The organism is bacterium, assembly GCA_041648665.1.
In the GTDB taxonomy this organism is placed as follows: Bacteria; UBA10199; UBA10199; order 2-02-FULL-44-16; family JAAZCA01; genus JAFGMW01.
In genome coordinates this window covers 42,629-58,333 of the sequence record JBAZOP010000007.1, presented here as the reverse complement: position 1 = coordinate 58,333, position 15,705 = coordinate 42,629, and the positions used below count along the sequence as shown (strand labels likewise).

The 15,705-nt window shown below is 59.0% G+C and carries 21 protein-coding genes; all 21 read left to right on the top strand.

Annotated features, from left to right (window positions below; translation table 11 throughout):
• The first annotated feature begins 133 nt into the window (after nucleotides 1-133).
• The 21 genes from WC683_04775 to WC683_04675 all read left to right on the top strand — a co-directional run bounded on the left by WC683_04775 (nucleotide 134) and on the right by WC683_04675 (nucleotide 15,695).
• A complete protein-coding gene (locus WC683_04775) occupies nucleotides 134-382 on the top strand; it encodes a hypothetical protein (GenBank protein MFA4971904.1) in 249 nt (82 codons plus the stop codon).
• Between the two features lie 239 nt (nucleotides 383-621).
• Entirely contained in the window at nucleotides 622-1,029 is a 408-nt protein-coding gene (locus tag WC683_04770; GenBank protein MFA4971903.1) for a hypothetical protein, read from the top strand.
• A complete protein-coding gene (locus tag WC683_04765) occupies nucleotides 1,026-1,304 on the top strand; it encodes a hypothetical protein (protein ID MFA4971902.1) in 279 nt (92 codons plus the stop codon). Before WC683_04770 ends, WC683_04765 begins: the two co-directional genes overlap by 4 nt.
• Complete coding sequence (locus tag WC683_04760; GenBank protein MFA4971901.1) at nucleotides 1,301-1,720, top strand: hypothetical protein; 420 nt, start codon at nucleotides 1,301-1,303, stop codon at nucleotides 1,718-1,720. The genes WC683_04765 and WC683_04760 overlap by 4 nt, the downstream gene beginning before the upstream one ends.
• A gap of 306 nt (nucleotides 1,721-2,026) precedes the next feature.
• Complete coding sequence (locus WC683_04755) at nucleotides 2,027-2,830, top strand: hypothetical protein (protein MFA4971900.1); 804 nt, start codon at nucleotides 2,027-2,029, stop codon at nucleotides 2,828-2,830.
• Nucleotides 2,827-5,139, top strand: coding sequence for a DNA methyltransferase (locus WC683_04750; protein ID MFA4971899.1), 2,313 nt, complete (start codon nucleotides 2,827-2,829; stop codon nucleotides 5,137-5,139). Before WC683_04755 ends, WC683_04750 begins: the two co-directional genes overlap by 4 nt.
• The gene (locus tag WC683_04745; protein MFA4971898.1) at nucleotides 5,136-6,506 is read left to right on the top strand and encodes a replicative DNA helicase; all 1,371 of its coding nucleotides are present in this window, start codon (nucleotides 5,136-5,138) and stop codon (nucleotides 6,504-6,506) included. The genes WC683_04750 and WC683_04745 overlap by 4 nt, the downstream gene beginning before the upstream one ends.
• Nucleotides 6,497-6,697 carry a hypothetical protein gene (locus tag WC683_04740; GenBank protein ID MFA4971897.1) on the top strand — a complete coding sequence of 67 codons (201 nt, stop codon included), beginning with the start codon at nucleotides 6,497-6,499 and terminating at the stop codon, nucleotides 6,695-6,697. The genes WC683_04745 and WC683_04740 overlap by 10 nt, the downstream gene beginning before the upstream one ends.
• Before the next feature lie 27 nt (nucleotides 6,698-6,724).
• Nucleotides 6,725-7,201: a hypothetical protein gene (locus WC683_04735; protein MFA4971896.1), complete on the top strand. Its 477-nt coding sequence runs from the start codon at nucleotides 6,725-6,727 to the stop codon at nucleotides 7,199-7,201.
• Complete coding sequence (locus WC683_04730; protein ID MFA4971895.1) at nucleotides 7,198-7,470, top strand: hypothetical protein; 273 nt, start codon at nucleotides 7,198-7,200, stop codon at nucleotides 7,468-7,470. Before WC683_04735 ends, WC683_04730 begins: the two co-directional genes overlap by 4 nt.
• A gap of 3 nt (nucleotides 7,471-7,473) precedes the next feature.
• Nucleotides 7,474-7,908 (top strand): RusA family crossover junction endodeoxyribonuclease, encoded by a 435-nt coding sequence (locus tag WC683_04725; protein ID MFA4971894.1) that lies wholly within the window; start codon nucleotides 7,474-7,476, stop codon nucleotides 7,906-7,908.
• Nucleotides 7,905-8,162 (top strand): hypothetical protein, encoded by a 258-nt coding sequence (locus WC683_04720; protein ID MFA4971893.1) that lies wholly within the window; start codon nucleotides 7,905-7,907, stop codon nucleotides 8,160-8,162. Before WC683_04725 ends, WC683_04720 begins: the two co-directional genes overlap by 4 nt.
• 339 nt (nucleotides 8,163-8,501) lie before the next feature.
• Complete coding sequence (locus WC683_04715; protein ID MFA4971892.1) at nucleotides 8,502-8,798, top strand: hypothetical protein; 297 nt, start codon at nucleotides 8,502-8,504, stop codon at nucleotides 8,796-8,798.
• A 28-nt stretch (nucleotides 8,799-8,826) separates the two neighbouring features.
• On the top strand, nucleotides 8,827-9,411 hold the full coding sequence (locus tag WC683_04710) for a hypothetical protein (GenBank protein ID MFA4971891.1): 585 nt from the start codon (nucleotides 8,827-8,829) through the stop codon (nucleotides 9,409-9,411).
• Entirely contained in the window at nucleotides 9,341-10,789 is a 1,449-nt protein-coding gene (gene terL, locus WC683_04705; GenBank protein ID MFA4971890.1) for a phage terminase large subunit, read from the top strand. Before WC683_04710 ends, terL begins: the two co-directional genes overlap by 71 nt.
• A 363-nt stretch (nucleotides 10,790-11,152) precedes the next feature.
• Nucleotides 11,153-12,541, top strand: coding sequence for a hypothetical protein (locus WC683_04700; GenBank protein MFA4971889.1), 1,389 nt, complete (start codon nucleotides 11,153-11,155; stop codon nucleotides 12,539-12,541).
• Nucleotides 12,519-12,782, top strand: a complete 264-nt coding sequence (locus WC683_04695) for a hypothetical protein (protein MFA4971888.1) — start codon at nucleotides 12,519-12,521, stop codon at nucleotides 12,780-12,782. The genes WC683_04700 and WC683_04695 overlap by 23 nt, the downstream gene beginning before the upstream one ends.
• Nucleotides 12,769-12,957, top strand: coding sequence for a hypothetical protein (locus WC683_04690; protein MFA4971887.1), 189 nt, complete (start codon nucleotides 12,769-12,771; stop codon nucleotides 12,955-12,957). Before WC683_04695 ends, WC683_04690 begins: the two co-directional genes overlap by 14 nt.
• A gap of 2 nt (nucleotides 12,958-12,959) precedes the next feature.
• Nucleotides 12,960-14,456, top strand: coding sequence for an XkdF-like putative serine protease domain-containing protein (locus WC683_04685; GenBank protein ID MFA4971886.1), 1,497 nt, complete (start codon nucleotides 12,960-12,962; stop codon nucleotides 14,454-14,456).
• Between the two features lie 3 nt (nucleotides 14,457-14,459).
• Nucleotides 14,460-15,446 (top strand): DUF2460 domain-containing protein, encoded by a 987-nt coding sequence (locus WC683_04680; protein MFA4971885.1) that lies wholly within the window; start codon nucleotides 14,460-14,462, stop codon nucleotides 15,444-15,446.
• A gap of 3 nt (nucleotides 15,447-15,449) precedes the next feature.
• Nucleotides 15,450-15,695, top strand: a complete 246-nt coding sequence (locus WC683_04675; protein ID MFA4971884.1) for a hypothetical protein — start codon at nucleotides 15,450-15,452, stop codon at nucleotides 15,693-15,695.
• The last annotated feature ends 10 nt before the right edge of the window (nucleotides 15,696-15,705 follow it).

Below are 15,705 nucleotides of genomic sequence, written 5' to 3'. Positions count from 1 at the left end.
AGTTGTACGCTGCTCTCCTCGGCGATGACTCCACCACCGCCAGGGGAGGATGAGGATATTGCACACAGTGAAGACCATAACCTGGCCGAAGCCGCCGCCCAACTGTGGCTGTGGCTTCGCAAGGAGGGATACCTTGAGTGAGCCCTGGCAAGTAAAACTGGAGGAGATGCGGGCGAAGTGGCCGATGGTAATCATTGACCTGGAAGAACGCCGTATGCCCGACGGGTGGTGGGCGAGTGCCTGCTGGCGAGTTGCGACGAGGTGGGCAAGACACATCCAGGGCGCGAGCGATGATAGGCTCTCGGCCCTCACCGCCCTCGACGAGATGCTGACCAAGTTGTTGGGCAACCCCTGCAGCCGACAGGAGGATCCCAATGCCTGAACCTGTACTGGATGCTCCCGACATGGTAGCGCGAGAACGCACCGATGACAAGGGGCGGCGGTGGTGGCATCTCACCTCGACACCTTCGGGCCAGATTCTCGGCAGTATTCAATGGCATGGACCCCGGCGGGCGTACTGTTTTCTGACAGTACCCGGTTGCGCTTTCAACCACAGTTGCCTCCAGGCTATCGTCAAGTTTCTCCAGACAGCGAATGAGCAGCACAGGAAGGAGAAGCATAATGCCTGAACCTGTGACCACGAGTATTGAACTCAGCAAGCGGTTGCACGATCTGGGGGTGCGGAGGGAGAGTTACTTTGTCTATGGTCGCACCCAAACCGGATCGGAATGGCGGCTGGTAGAGTCTGAGATTTGGGCCAATTTCAGCAAACGATTTCTCGCCAATGACCAGGTCGCCGCGCTCCAGGCCGACGAGTTGTGGCCGGTGATGCCGGAACAGATTGGCGATTCCGCCTTTGAGTGTTATAGGGATGGTGCCTTGACTAAGGTTGGCTACAGTAGCGATTATGGCGGTGCCGCCACAGATATGCGGTGCGACGGCCCCAGCCTCGCCGAATCCCTGGGGCTGCTCCTGGCCTACCTGATCGAGAATGGACTGGTGACAGTGGAGGAGGTCAATGGGTCATGAACAGGGCTTGGGTGCGGTGGCGATATTTCATCTGGCCGAAACTCGCTTACTGGATAACCTGGACGGGATGGAAATGGCGGATAGCCTGGTGGATCATCCAGCGCCACCCTGACCTGTGTTGGCGTAAGTTGTGCTTCTGGCCCCTAGGCTATTCGTCCCTGAGTGATTCACTCACCCCGGCCAAACAGCAGGACTGCAATCAGCCTGGAGGCTGGGTGGAGCAATACGGACAGGGATGGTGCGGGAAGTGCAAGAGGGAGGTCAACAAGCCATGATCCAGACTGCTTCTTTCTCCTGGTGGTCGAAACATCCGAGCGCGAAGGGTGGGCCGGGATTCCTTCTCGCTAAGGCCATCTCGCTGAGTGTACCTGAGTGGTACTTCGGCCAACGGTACTTCCCGCTGGTGCCCAGTGGCAACGATCTGTATCTCTATCGCCACGGGGATATTGACCAGGCTGAGTACACAGTCCGCTACCTTCAACAACTAGCCCAACTGGACGCAAAGCAAGTCTATCGCGACCTGGGCGATGGGGCAATCATGCTCTGCTGGGAGAAGCCCGGAAAGTTCTGTCATCGGCGGTTGGCCGCTGAGTGGCTGGAGAGGGAACTGGGCATCGAGGTCCCAGAGGTCGGGACCCGCGAAGAGGCGGAGGCAAAGAAGGGAGAGGATAATGGCAAAGCCGATCTATGAGCATGACTGCCTGGACTGCACTTTCTTGGGGCGGTTCCGCCGCCATGACTTGTACTACTGCGACCAGGGACACTTCCCCACGGTGATTGCTAGGTTCGGTAACAAGCCCTGGGAATACCATAGCGGCCTGAGCCTAGTACGCCTGAATCCGATTTTAGCGGAGACCCTACGACGCGCCAGGAAAAAGGGATTGCCCGACCACCCCCCTCCCCAACCTCCCACATCACCGGGGCAGGTAGGCAGTAGGGTAGATCACAGACAGAGAGGTAGTGGCAAATGGCAAATATGGGCGCGAGGTTCACTTGGATGAGTTCAGCAAAATGGAGCGATCCGTGGTACTTGGGCCTCAAGCCCCGCCAGCGCAATCTCTTCGATTATCTGTCTGAGTGTGCCGAGAATACCTGTGCTGGTGTCTATCAGTTTGACCCTGCCGTTGCCCGCCTCAAGACTGGCCCCTGGACAGCCGCCGCCTTTGAGGAGACTTGCCAGGTGGCCTTCCAGGGCCATGTGAAGTTCTACCCCGGCAACTGGATTTGGGTGGTGGCCTACCTGGAATACAACGGGCGAAGGGGCGGCAAACTAAGCGGTGACCTGGCAAAGGGGGTATTCTCAATTCTCTCAAAGGCGCCCATGCAAGTGGTGGCTGATTTTGATGCCCGCTATGGTAAAGAAATGGCTCTTTTAGGACACCCTCTAGGGACACTCATGGGACAGACCCAAGACGCACCCCAGACAGACCATACCCCTCCTTACCTATCCTTACCAGACCTTACCAAGAACCCCCCTACCCCCCTTCAACCCAAAGTGCCGGAGGAAATGCAACCCCTCTACGCCCTAATCCAGACTCTTCCTAACTGGAAGTCAAAACCCGATGATGCTACCTGGCTGGCTGAACTGGTCAAAGACTTCCCTCGGCTCGACTATCTGGCCGAGGTCAAACTCTACCGGGATCGGCTGAAGGATGGGGAGCGCAAGCGATTCAACCACCGGATGGGCCTGCGGAACTGGATGGCTAAGGCAATCGAGTTTGGGCGGCAGAAGCCGGAGGAGGCCCAGCGCGGCACGAGCGGGGAAGCCCTGAACCAGCATTATGCGAGGGGGAAGGCATGACTGACTTCCTGGCCGACAACCTGGATTATGAAGGGTGGCTGCGGACGAAGCAGCATCGCGTAACATCATGCGGAATAACTGTCCCGCTTGATGAGATCAATCCGATTCTGTTCCCTTTCCAGCGCGATATTGTGAGATGGGCCGTCGGTAAGGGGCGTTGCGCTGTGTTCCTGGACACCGGCCTCGGCAAAACCTTTATTCAGTTGGAGTGGGCGCGGCTACTTGGAAAGCGGACACTGATAATCGCTCCGCTGTCGGTCGCTCGCCAGACCTGCCGAGAGGCAAAGAAGATCGGGATAAAGGTAGCCTATGTCCGCAGTCAGGGCGAGATCAGCGGGGGAGCCAGCCTCTGGATTACGAACTATGAAATGCTCGACGCCTTTGACTTGAGCCGATTCGGGGCCGTAGTTCTGGATGAATCAAGCATACTGAAAGCCCTTGACGGAAAGACGCGGAAGAAACTGACAGCCGCTGCCGATGGAGTACCCTATCGGCTTTGCTGTACCGCAACCCCCGCACCGAATGACTCTATCGAATTGGGGAATCATTCGCAGTTCTTGGGTATCTGTACTATGGCTGAAATGCTTGCCATGTTCTTCATCAACGCGAACAAGGAGCATACCCTTTTCGATGGTAACGGAACAGGCTATCGGAGAAAGGGAAGCAATAAGGGTGGCACGGAATGGCGGCTGAAGCACCACGCAGAGCAACCCTTCTTTCAGTGGCTTTCATCCTGGGCTATTAGTATGATGCAGCCGTCAGACCTGGGCTACAAGGACGACGGATTCATTCTTCCCGAACTACGGATTACCCCCCATTTCGTGCAGGCTGACTATAGCGACCCGTCTCAGTTATTCTTCACCCATCTACATGGAATCAAAGACCGTGCTTGCGTTCGCGCGGAGACACTTACATCTAAAATTGAGGCGCTGAAGGCTACGGTTGCGACCTCTCCAGGTCAGTGGATTATCTGGACGGGTCTATCGCAGGAAAGCACCCTTGCGGCCTCTCTATTTGACGACACTGTTGAGGTTAGGGGAGATCATTCGCCAGAGTATAAGGCCCAGCAGTTCGAGAGGTTCCAGGATGGGGAGTTTCGCATACTGGTGACGAAGCCGCGTATTGGCGGCTTTGGGATGAACTTCCAGAACGCACACGATATGGCCTTTCTCGGCATGAATGATTCATGGGAACAGTTCTATCAATCCATTCGCCGTGAGTGGCGGTACGGGCAAGAATCGCCAGTCAATGTCCACCTGATTCTCTCAGGTCAGGAAGATGAGGTTTATCGGAATGTCATGCGCAAAGATGCTATGGCTAACCGGCTTCGTCGAGAATTGGTGGGTCGCATTAGGCTATACGAAGAGGGGGAACTGCAAATGCTGGAACAGAAAGACGATTTATATGCAGAGGCCGTGGTAACTGGTGATCGGTGGACGGCTATGCTGGGGGATTCCGCGAAGCGCCTACCCGAACTAGCCGACGATTCGATTGATCTTTCGGTGTATAGTCCACCCTTCGCCGATTTATACACCTACACCGCTACGGAACGGGACCTCGGCAACTCGCGGGATTGGGCGGAGTTCTTTGAGCACTACTCCTTCATTATCCGGGAGGTGCTACGCGTCACGAAGCCGGGTCGGCTGACTTGCGTGCATACGAGCGACATTCCAGCGATGGCGCAAAGGGACGGGTATATCGGTGTTCGTGACTTTCCTGGTGCGGTGATCTGTGCCTACGAGCGCGAAGGATGGGTCTTTGTCGGGCGGGCATTCGTGCAGAAGAACCCGCAGGCGCAGGCGATTCGTGTAAAGAGCAAGGCCCTGCTTTTCGTCCAGATGCGTAAAGATTCGTCCTGTAGCCGCCCCGCTCTAGTTGACCAGGTTCTGCTTTTTCGGAAGCCGGGTGAATGTGCCGTACCCGTTACTCCGGTCGCCAACGGAGAAATGGACAATGAGAAGTGGATTGAGTGGGCGCATGGTATCTGGCTGGGTGTGCATGAAACCGACACGCTCCAGTATTCTGTGGCGCGGGCAGCCGATGACGAGAAGCACATTTGCCCACTACAACTCGGCACTATCGAGCGGTGCATCAAATTGTATAGCAACCCAGGCGAGACAGTACTGACACCGTTTATGGGGATCGGCTCTGAGGCATACCAGGCAATCCGGCTCGGTAGAAAGGCGGTCGGGATAGAACTCAAGGAATCCTACTTTGAGGTGGCGGTAAAGAATCTCAGGAAGGCAGAGAGCGCGTCGAAAGGATTATTCGCTGATGCCCACGAGGAACTAAACGAGGTGTGTGCATGACTGACTTCACACTTGGCAAACTGCCCCCGCAGGATTTAGAGGCTGAACAGGCGACACTTGGTTCGATGATGCAGGACCCGAAGGCGATTGACCGGGTGTTGGGCAAGGGGCTGGAGTCCAGCGATTTCTACCGTGAGGCTCACGCCACGCTCTTTGCACATATCACGCGATTGCAGGAAGCCGGCATTGAGGTTGACCTGATTACCTTACAGGCCAGTCTTGCCGATAGCGCCCAACTCCAAATGGTCGGCGGTTTGGGCTACCTGGCCACCATTCTGGATTCTGTGCCCCATGCCGCCAACGCTGAGAGGTATTGCGCGATTGTCAAAGACAAGGCGATCCGGCGCCGGCTGATCGCCGTGGCGAATGAGGCCCAGCAGATGGCCTATGACGAATCACAGGCGACGGCTGATGTGATTGCTGAGTCAGCGGCCAGGGTCGAGGGAATCAAGGCGCAGTTCCAGTGGGCGGAGGGTTCGTCCTTCTCGCGGATCGCCGATGCGGTTCAGGCAGAAATGGACGATTTGGAGAAGCGGCAGGTATCCGGTAAGGCAGTCACCGGCCTGGAAACTTCCCTATGCGGCCTTGACCTGATAACAACGGGGATGCACCCCGGCAATTATATCCTGGTGGCGGGCCAGCCAGGAAGGGGAAAGACGGCATTCGTTTTGCAGATGCTTTGCCACCTGGCCTTCCAGCATGATATGCCCGTCGGATTCTTTTCGCTCGAAATGCACCCAGGCGAACTCGCCCAGCGGGTACTCACCCATGTCGCCGGTGTGGACGGCCATGCTCTACGGATCGCCAACCTGAACGAAGAGGACTGGCGGAAGGTGATTCAGGTCGGGGCGCGAGCGAAAGAGGTTCCGCTGTATCTGTCCTGCGGGAACCCCGATATAGATTCACTCTACCGGATGGCGGTCAAGGCGAAGGGGCAATACGGCCTGAAACTGATCGCCGTGGATTATGTGCAGATGCTAGAGGCTCCAGGAACCGATGGCGACACGGCGCGAGTGGCAAGGGCGAGCCGGGTACTCAAGGGCTTGGCAATGGAGATTGGTGTCCCGATGGTAGTCACCAGCCAACTCCACCGGCCCGGCCTGGGTAAGGGAAACTTCCGGCCGGAACTCACCGACCTCAAGAACACCTCGCAGTTGGAGCAGGACGCCGACTGGGTGATCTTCATCTATCACCCCAATTGGGCGGAGAAACGGGAGGACCGGCAAGCGGTTGCCCATGACCAACAGGAGGTTGAGTTTATCCTGGCCAAGCAGCGCAATGGGCCGATTTGCGATTTCCGCTATGGGTGGCGGGCATGGGAACAGAGGTTCGTCGAGGTGGCGCGGGAGGTGACGCCGTGGCAGTAGAGGTTAGGCTGGACATTTGCCCGCCCGGAGTAGACCGCCGCCGGTGGCTACGGGCCCGGAGGAGATTGTTGGAAGCGCAGGCGGAGTTGCTGGGGATGGCGGAAGAGTCACGCGCCGAGGTCGGCGACAAGCGCGAGACCTGCACGGGCATTGAGATTCCGGGCGAGAGCCGGAGGGGGAATGATGGCTGAAAAATCACAACAAGGGAGGCAAGTGAGATGACGAAGAGCGTAGCAGTGGATTCGAGGGCGGTACTTGACTACTGTTTGGAATCGGGGCACACACTTCGGATCACGGCAGACCATTTCGGTATTGCTCTCTCGCAGGTCAAGCGGTGCATCACTGAGGAGGCGAATGGAATGCTGGTCTGCCAGGTCGGATTCCACACCTTCAAGCCGCCCAGTGACAAGCGGGGGCGCTGGACATGGATTTGCCCCGACTGTTTGGCTGAGAAGAGGAAACTTCCTCCGCCGGAGTTGAAGGCCAAGCGCGGGCGGAAGCCGGGCGCGGCCAAGGCTGCGAAGCCGGAGGTGCCGGCGGCGCCACAGGTTCCCGCGACTATGCCCGACCGGCCCAAGCCGAGCGACGATGGCTCGATAGGCGCCATGGAGTTGGTCGTCCGGGCCCTGCAGCCGCTTCAGGTAGAGGCGCGGCGCCGGGTGATGAGCGCGGTGGGGATTCTGCTGGGGGAATGAAAGCCCGTCTCGAATCTTTGCGGATCGTCAACGACGGCGATGACTGCTGGTTTGAGTTCACCTGGTCGGGAGAGGATGGCGCATGGTGGACGGCGCTGGAAGAACTAAAAGCGAAGGTCGAGCCGGCGCGGAGGTCATTCGATCCCGAGACGAAGAGGTGGAGAGTGGGGTACGAGTATCAGTTCCTGCTCTGCGAGGTCTTCCCGAACCTGGAGATGGTGCTGGAAGGGATGAGGTTGCAGCAAACTCTTTTCGACGAGGGAGCGTGAAGCGTGGAGAGTGAAGCGCAGAAGCAAACCAGAGCCATCACCCTGAAAGTTGTCGGGATACCGAAGCCGCAGGGTAGGCCGCGGGCGCGCGCCTTCGGCGGACACGCCCGGGTCTATTCGCCCTCGACCGAATGGGCAACGCTCTGCCGGCACGAGGCCGCGCTGCTGGCGGGGAAGGGAACGGCGGCCATGACCGGCCCTTGCCAATGCACCATGCGATTCTACCTGCCGCGACCAAAGAGCCTGCCCAAGAAAAACCATTGGCCGACGAGCCGGCGCGGAGAGTTGGACAACCTGATCAAAGCAACGCTTGACGCCCTAGTCCCCGCACTTCTGGCGGATGATTCCCTGGTGGTGATGCTCCACTGCACGAAGCAGTTTGCTCTGGGTGATAACCTGCCCGGCTGTGAGATCACACTTGAGGAGGTGGGCGAATGAGCACACTGAGCCAAATCGAAGACCGGATTGATATGGTACAAGCCTTGCGGCACCTTGCGCCGCTAGACCTCATTCTCATTCAGCGATTGGTTGATGGGCATGGAGTGCCCGAGACGGCGCACTTTCTCGGCATGAGCCATCAGGCGTGCTATAAACGGCTGCGACGGATCAGGTCTCAATTGGCAGAGTTGCTCGGTATCATGCCGAGGGAATATCGAAGGAGAACGAGAGTCACATCCGCTGGCGGAGATTGAGGGATTGGAAAAACGAAGGGCGGCCATGGCTCAGATAGGATGGACTCTGACCGACGAGCAGAAGCAGTTGGACCGCTTGCGCCAGAAGTGGCCGCTCTTGCAGTTCAATGTTACCGGAGCGGTTGACTATGCTGGTAACGACTACTGGAGAGTGGGTCCTCGTTACCTTCGCGCCCGGTGGTTTGATCGCACCATTATTGAGGTCCCGATTGCCCATACTCTGCGAGGCGCCATTCGGAAACTGCAATTCCATCTGCAACTTTGGCAGGAGGCGAGTAGACGATGACTTGCGATCAATGCATTTGGTTTCGTCGGCTATGGTGTCAGATCACCGGGAAGATGATTCCACTCGGGACCAGGAAGGCCGACCTCTTGATGCCTAGTTTTTCGGAGTGGGAACACAAGACCTGCGGCGGGGCGGTCGGAAAGATGGTGACCTTCGAGTTTCAGGAGGTGCCCACCCCAACTAATCCGAAGCTCTGCATTCGCAAGTGGGTGCCGGTAGATGGTGACATCGAAGAATCGGCGGTCGGCCTGCGAGTTGTCGGGCATTGGCACGCGAACTATATCTGCACTCGGTGCAAGGGGAAGGTCACCGAGGGCGATTGCCATATCAGATCGACCTGGCCGTTTTGAGAGATTGAGAAAACGAAGGGCGGGATAGATGAGCCAGAAATATGGCGGGCGGAAATGCGGCTCGAAGACTAAGTCAACCGGCAAACCCTGCGCTCATCCTGCCGGCTACATGACGCCGCATCCCGGCTATGGGCGCTGCAAGTTCCACGGGGGATTGAGTGGCAGGCCAGCGGTGAAATCCCTACCGGGCACTTACTCAAAGGTGCTCAGCGAGCAGGAGCGAGACTATTTTGAGCAGTTCCGTGGTTCGCTCAATTTGGGTGATGATCTGGCTCTGCTCCGCGCCAAGTTTTACTCTTGGATCGAGCAACTGACCAAGCAAGCCGGCCTATCGGACGAGCAGTTGGATTTGGCCATCAACTCCGGCGCCAAACTGACGATGATGGCGGAGAAGATTCAGGCGGTGATTCAGAACACCCGATTCACGCTCGGGGCCAGGGAAGAGCATTTATTGAGGGAGGTGATTCGCGTTGCCCAAGAGTTTATTCCCACCGACCGACATCGAGAGTTCGCGGTCGCAATACTCCGACTTGGCGGCTTCCATGTTCCTGCAGCGATTGGCCCAGGGGATGGCGCAGGGAACGGAAGAGAATCTGGCGCCGGAGATCATTGAGGCGCGGACTGACCCCGCCGCCTTCGGTCGCTATGTCTGGGGGCTGGAGGCGGCGCCGCACCACCGCGCTTGGCTGGACGAATTGCAGGCCGGGCCGGATCGCTTACTGATCGTCGCCCCGCCGGGTCACGCAAAGTCAACCTGGATTACGATGATCTGGGCATCATGGCTGATCGGCATCAACCCCGAGATCAACATCATCCTGATCTCGGCGACGGCCGAAATGGCGAATGCTTTCTCGCTGACCATTCGGGAGCAGGTGACGGGGAATCCGAAATATGCCGAGGTCTTCCCCGGTTGTCGCGCCGGCAAGTCGAAATGGGGCGAGACGGCCTGGACGGTCGAGCGGTTCGACATGACCAACAAGGACCCAACCATCGCGGCGGTCGGGGTGGGTGGGCCGATCATCTCGCGGCGCGCCGATCTGATTCTGATTGATGACCCGATCAAATCCTATGATGCGGTGGCCACTCGTTATCAGCGCGACAAGATGTTCTCCTGGTATCAGCGCATCGCCGAGACGCGGCTGAAGCCGTCCGGGAGGGTGGTGCTCGGGATGACGAGGTGGCACCGGGATGACATTGCCCGGCGGCTGATGGATTCGGGGGAATGGGAGAGCCGGAAGTATCCCGCGCTGAACGGAGCGGGTGAACCACTCTGGCCGGAGATGTTTTCGGCGGAGTATCTGGAGGCGGTTCGCCGGCGGGTTGGCTCCCGCACCTTCGCCTGCCACTACATGGGCGATCCGCAGGAAGAGGAGGGCGCGGTGTTCAAGGAAGAGTGGTTCGACACGCGGTTCGTCGAGCACCCGGAACTGGTGACGATTGGGCAGTCGTGGGATACGCCGCTCAAGGGAGTGGAGTCGGGTTCGTGGGCGGTCTGTGTGACGGGCGGGCGAGACAAGCAGAACCGGCTCTATGTCCTCGATGTCTGGCGCGGTCGGCCCGACGCGCCCGGGCTTGCGCGACAGATCGTGAGCATGTATGAGCGGTGGCGGCCCAAGTGGGTGATGCTGGAAGATACGGCCGCCGCCGCGGTCTTGGCGCAACTCGGGTTGCAGACCGAGGCGGGAGAAGTCCTGCCCATCGTCAAGTATCAGCCGACGAAGGATAAGGTCAGCCGGGCGAACGCGGTCTCGCCGTACTGCGAAGGCGGCAATGTCTACCTGCCGGAGAGCGCTTCCTGGCTGGGCGACTTTCTGGACGAGTTGACATCTTTCCCGCATGGGGAGTATGATGACCAGGTAGACAGTTTCACCCAGTGGCTCAACTACATCGCGGGACAAGGGAGGTTGCTGACAGATGCAGAACTGGCGACGCCGAGCATGGGCGGGTTGGGGAAACGCAGCCCGCTGCATGGCCTCCGGCAGGCATGGTGAGAGAGGCGACCATGCGCCAGCCCAGCGACCAGGAGATAGAAAAACTTCTGCATCATCCCTCGATGAGACGATTTGCCTCTTTTCTTTTGGGCACAGGTTATGGTAGAATGACTCTCACCTGGGCGCAGGGCTTGCCCCAGTTGGGTGAAGCGGTGGTGGAGATGGTGCACTTCGGGAAGGGAGAAACCGAACCGCCGCCGAATGGGAAAACGGAATAGGTTGGATTCCCGCGTTCGCGGGAATGACAAGTAAATAGCGCAACGCTGACTCGAAACCCGAGAGGCGCGTTGTCAGTCGCTCTGAACCGCAAAACGGCAGAGCACTGGCGACGCGCTTCTTTCGTTTGGGAGGGGAGGCCGACCGATGGCAGATAAACTATCGCGCGCCGCAGCAGTAACCGAAGTCGGTCGCACTGGATTGACCCGCTGGGGCGGCATCATCTCCGAAGAGTTCATGCTGGAGTTGCGCGGCAGCCAGGGCCGCAAGCGCTACCGCGAAATGTCGGAGAACGACGCAATCATCGGCGGGCTACTGTTCTCCATCGAGCAGATGATCGGCTCGGCGATCTGGTCGGCAACTGGGGCGGAAGGCAGAGACGCCGAGAAGGCGACCGAGTTCCTCGAATCATGCTTGACCGACATGAGCCACACCTGGGGAGAGTTCATCCAGGAAGTCCTGACCGTCTTGGTCTATGGCTGGCAGTGGACGGAGATCGTCTACAAAGTTCGCGGCGGACCGACTGCGAGCGCGCCCGAGCGGAACAGCAAATACGACGACGGTTTGATCGGCTGGCGAAAACTGGCGCCGCGCAAGCAGGACAGCCTCTATCAGTGGAAGTTCGACGACACCGGCGGCCTGCAGGGCATGGAGCAGATGGCGAACGGCAAGACCTACTTCATCCCGATTGACAAATCGCTGCACTTCACGACCAAGCCCGCCCTGGGCAACCCCGAAGGACAAAGCATCCTGCGCAACTGCTATCGGAGTTACTTCTTCAAGAAGCGGATCGAGGAGATCGAGGTCATCGGCGTCGAGCGGGAACTGGCCGGCATTCCGGTCCTGACTGCGCCCGAGGGAGTAGACCTGTTTAGCGAGACCGACCCGAAGATGATTGCGCTCCATGCGTACTGCGAGAAGGTCATCAGCACCATCCGTCAGGACGAGCAGCATGGGGTCCTCCTCTCCCACGGCTGGGACTTCAAGTTGGTTTCCGCCGCCGGCAGCCGGGCGATCAACACCAGCGATGTCATCAACCGCTTCAACCGGGACATTGCCATGCGGGTCCTGGCGCAGTTTCTCCTGCTGGGCTCCGAGGGCAAGGGCTCTTATGCGCTGTCGCTCTCGCATAAAGACCTGTTCACGCTGGCGCTCAAAGGCTGGCTGGAGAAGATCGCCGAGGTGATCAACCGCTATGGCGTAGATCGGCTGTTCCAGATGAACGCTGGGTCATTCAACCTGGAGAAGAATCCGCAGTTGGTGCCGAGCAATATTCGCGAACCCGACCTCTCCGACATTGCCGATCCGCTGGCCAAGGTGACGACCGCCGGCTTGATCGTGCCCGACCAAACACTGGAGGCTTACCTGCGCGAGTTGGGCGGCTTGCCGGAATCGGAGCAGCCGGAGGAGCCGACTGCGACGACCAAGGGCGCGGATGCGGGAGTGGGAGATTTGGAGGAAGAGGTTGACGATCCAATCATCTTCTCAATAACGAAGAGAACTAGAGAGAGCAATGACCAATCAGGCGACTTATGACCAGGAGCCGCAGGCTCCGAAGACGACCGATGCTGAACCGGCGCGCGGCTTTCCCTGGTGCCTGATCGGGAAGACGGTTCGCGTGTACTACTTCACGCCGGACAAGAAACTCACCCTGGCCAGTGGTCGGGCGCAGGCGGTATCCGAAGGCTGGGTCCTGATCGGCAAGAGTTGGATTCGACTTGACTGCCCGGGCGTTGGAGAAATCGCATTGGAGGCTGAGGACGATGCGAAAGAATGATGACCTTGTGCTCGTCGGGCCGACGCCCTATGTCTCCAAGCAGTTCGGCGTCCTGAACCGCAAGCAGCGACGGCGAATGGGAATGCGCGGAATCCCGGCGCAGAAGGTCTGGGACCGGGCGGAGCGGCGAGATCAGGGTCGAGTCGAGAAGATAGACGAGCAGCAGGGAGGCTAACCATGCCCACAGAGTTTCCTAACCACTTCGAGGTAGACGCAGGCGGATACTCCGCCGACGATTTCCAGGACAAATATCGCACCGGAACGCGGTCGGAACTGAAAGGCATCAAGGCGCGGTACAGCCCGCTCAAGACCGGCCAGTGGAAGATTCGCACTTACCTGTTCTCGAAGGACAAGTGGAAGTCGCTGGCTGACTGCCAGGCATGGGTGAAAGACCATCAGGCGAAGAAGGCTGCTGGCCTCGGTCGCATGGGTGGCTCGGCGCTAGGGCCGGGCGGTAAATGCGTTTGTCCGAAGTGCGGCGCGACCATTCCGCACGAGACCGGCGTTGCCTGCTACGAGCAGAAGTGCCCGAAGTGCGGGGAGTTGATGACGCGCGAATCGGCGCCAACGGAAAAATCCGCGTCAGCGACCTACTTGGGCAAACTCGCTGAGAAGGCGAAGCCGTTTGTGCCCGGCTGGTTGTGGGGTCGGTTCCAGCGATCCGCCCGGGGCCATGCCGGCGGTAAGGCATCACCCAAGAGAACGGCCGATTCCACCATCACCGAGAAAGCCGCGCTGTCGGCGTTGACCGATCAGGCCCTCGACGCTCTGACCCGAGACGAGTTGACCGCTCTGCACAGTCGCGCGCACCGGGTCATGGCTGAACTGGAGAAGGGCGAGCCGGGCGTTGGTGATGTTCATGTCCCCGGGCTGACTGCTGAGAAGGTACGGCAGGCGCATGACCAGATCGCGGCACGCATGGGCAAGCGCGGCATGATTCATCTTTCGAAGATGGCGAAGCCCGAAGATGGCAAAGGCGCGGCTGTGGATTGCCGCACTGAGCAGGTAGCAAAGAGCATGGGTGGGCTATCTGCCGAAGAGATAGGAGTCCAGATAACAAACGCGGTGAACCCCAAACCTCTGACCAACGATGTCACTCCTGGCAATAGCCCATTGCGGTACTGGACGCAAGAGGTCTATGACGACCGTGCGATTCTCGGCAGGCCGGGTGGAGAGTATCTGTCCGTTCCCTATACGGTCCAGGGCAGCGCGGGCTATTGGACGGTGACTGTGGGGAAACCCGTCGAAGTCAAGCGCCAGGTGCTCTATCTGCCCGTGACGGCTGCCGATGAGATCACCGTGCCCATCGCCAAGGCGGACGCCGAGAAGCAAATCCTCTATGGCGTGGTGATGGAGCCGGATGTTCCTGACAGTCAGATAGATCCCAAAACCGGCGAAGGCGACACCTGCTCCGCCGAGGAGATCGAAAAAGCGGCGCATGACTTCCTGGTCAACTATCGGCAACTCGGCCTGGAGCATCGAACCCAACTGATGAAAGGGGCGGAGATCGTCGAGTGCTACCTCGCGCCAATGGACATGACCATCGGCACCGAGGCAGTCAAGCAGGGATCATGGATCATGGCGGTGCACGCGGCGAATCCGGCGCTCTGGGAAGATGTCAAGAAGGGCGTCTTCAACGGGTTCTCAATTCAGGGGCGTTCGAGGAAGGTTTGAGCATTGGCCTACGAGACTTATCCGATCATCAAGACCGGCGAACTGGAGATCAATGCGGACTGGCCGGCGGATGTGGTGACCTTCGAGCAGGGAGGGAGCCAACGGAATCTACCCTGGGCCTCGGCGCGGCACCGATTCAAACTGACCTACGGCTACTTGAGCGAGGCGCAGTTCGCGGCATTGCGGGCGTTCTATCTGCAGCACTCCGGGAGGTTCCGGCCATTCTGGTTTCAGGACTATACCGCGCCGAACATCACGGGCCGAACCTTCGACCGGGGGACGGGATACCGGACGCGATACAAGTTGCCGATAGACGGCATGGACTCGGCGACGATCTATGTGGGCGGCGTGGCAACGGCGGCGGTGGTGGACACCGAGACTGGCCAGGTAGATTTTGCGGTCGCGCCGGCGGCGGAAGCGGTTCTTTCCTTCGATGCGGTCAATGCCAGATACCTGGTGAGTTTTGCCAGCGATGTGCCGGAGTTCCAGCGATTCAAGTATCAGGCGTGGGGCCTACAGGTCGAGTTGATTCAGGAGAAGTGGCTGGGCAGCCGAAGCATCGTCGGGGTCTTCCCCTGGCTGCCCACCCCGGAGGAGCCAAACATGCAATGGTTTGCGATTGACATTCCGTACAATCAGGTGACGGTTGTTCCAGCCGGCGCCTGCACCGAATGGCTGGGCATCCTATGGAATTGCGGGGTTGATGTAGCGCTCTTCACCCATCCTGCTCCACGCCCGGACGCGCCTCTATCGTATGTGATGAATGCAAATGGCGCAGAATTGGACCGAATCATAGCGGAGGGGGCCTTTGGCAGTCCGACCGCAGGAAGGGCTGTTCGTGGCCTCTCGCGGTTTCGGGCAATCAAGACCGGCCTCAATGTGCCCATCACATTGGTCGGGTCGTTGCCTGCCACGGTTCCATTTTTCCCTGTGGCACCTGCGTATCTGTTTCGGATCGAAGGCGCCCGATATTCAGTCTTTGGAGTGTGAGGCATGACTGAACTGCGCTTGATCTCAGGAGAGGGAGGTCGGCTGGTCTTCGGCATCTGGTCTTATGAGACCGGGCCGGGCGGCTGCGGGCTCTATGTTGACAAATGGCGGCAGGTCGGGACAGTAACGGTGGCGCTGACTGGCCACATCTCCGAGATAACCGTGGAGAGCGAAAACGAAGCGCAGATGGAAGCGGCCCTTATTCAGTTGGCCAAGGAACTGGAGAAGCGGAGGCTGGCGCAAGAGTAGCGGAGGGAGA

Excerpts from the sequence above, each read along its gene's own strand:
- WC683_04770 (MFA4971903.1), top strand. The coding sequence starts at position 622 with ATGCCTGAACCTGTGACCACGAGTATTGAACTCAGCAAGCGGTTGCAC.
- WC683_04745 (MFA4971898.1), top strand. The coding sequence starts at position 5,136 with ATGACTGACTTCACACTTGGCAAACTGCCCCCGCAGGATTTAGAGGCT.
- WC683_04715 (MFA4971892.1), top strand. The coding sequence starts at position 8,502 with ATGATTCCACTCGGGACCAGGAAGGCCGACCTCTTGATGCCTAGTTTT.
- WC683_04755 (MFA4971900.1), top strand. The coding sequence starts at position 2,027 with ATGAGTTCAGCAAAATGGAGCGATCCGTGGTACTTGGGCCTCAAGCCC.
- WC683_04730 (MFA4971895.1), top strand. The coding sequence starts at position 7,198 with ATGAAAGCCCGTCTCGAATCTTTGCGGATCGTCAACGACGGCGATGAC.
- WC683_04675 (MFA4971884.1), top strand. The coding sequence starts at position 15,450 with ATGACTGAACTGCGCTTGATCTCAGGAGAGGGAGGTCGGCTGGTCTTC.
- terL (MFA4971890.1), top strand. The coding sequence starts at position 9,341 with ATGTTCCTGCAGCGATTGGCCCAGGGGATGGCGCAGGGAACGGAAGAG.
- WC683_04685 (MFA4971886.1), top strand. The coding sequence starts at position 12,960 with ATGCCCACAGAGTTTCCTAACCACTTCGAGGTAGACGCAGGCGGATAC.
- WC683_04700 (MFA4971889.1), top strand. The coding sequence starts at position 11,153 with ATGGCAGATAAACTATCGCGCGCCGCAGCAGTAACCGAAGTCGGTCGC.
- WC683_04695 (MFA4971888.1), top strand. The coding sequence starts at position 12,519 with ATGACCAATCAGGCGACTTATGACCAGGAGCCGCAGGCTCCGAAGACG.
- WC683_04760 (MFA4971901.1), top strand. The coding sequence starts at position 1,301 with ATGATCCAGACTGCTTCTTTCTCCTGGTGGTCGAAACATCCGAGCGCG.
- WC683_04720 (MFA4971893.1), top strand. The coding sequence starts at position 7,905 with ATGAGCACACTGAGCCAAATCGAAGACCGGATTGATATGGTACAAGCC.
- WC683_04710 (MFA4971891.1), top strand. The coding sequence starts at position 8,827 with ATGAGCCAGAAATATGGCGGGCGGAAATGCGGCTCGAAGACTAAGTCA.
- WC683_04735 (MFA4971896.1), top strand. The coding sequence starts at position 6,725 with ATGACGAAGAGCGTAGCAGTGGATTCGAGGGCGGTACTTGACTACTGT.
- WC683_04765 (MFA4971902.1), top strand. The coding sequence starts at position 1,026 with ATGAACAGGGCTTGGGTGCGGTGGCGATATTTCATCTGGCCGAAACTC.
- WC683_04690 (MFA4971887.1), top strand. The coding sequence starts at position 12,769 with ATGCGAAAGAATGATGACCTTGTGCTCGTCGGGCCGACGCCCTATGTC.
- WC683_04750 (MFA4971899.1), top strand. The coding sequence starts at position 2,827 with ATGACTGACTTCCTGGCCGACAACCTGGATTATGAAGGGTGGCTGCGG.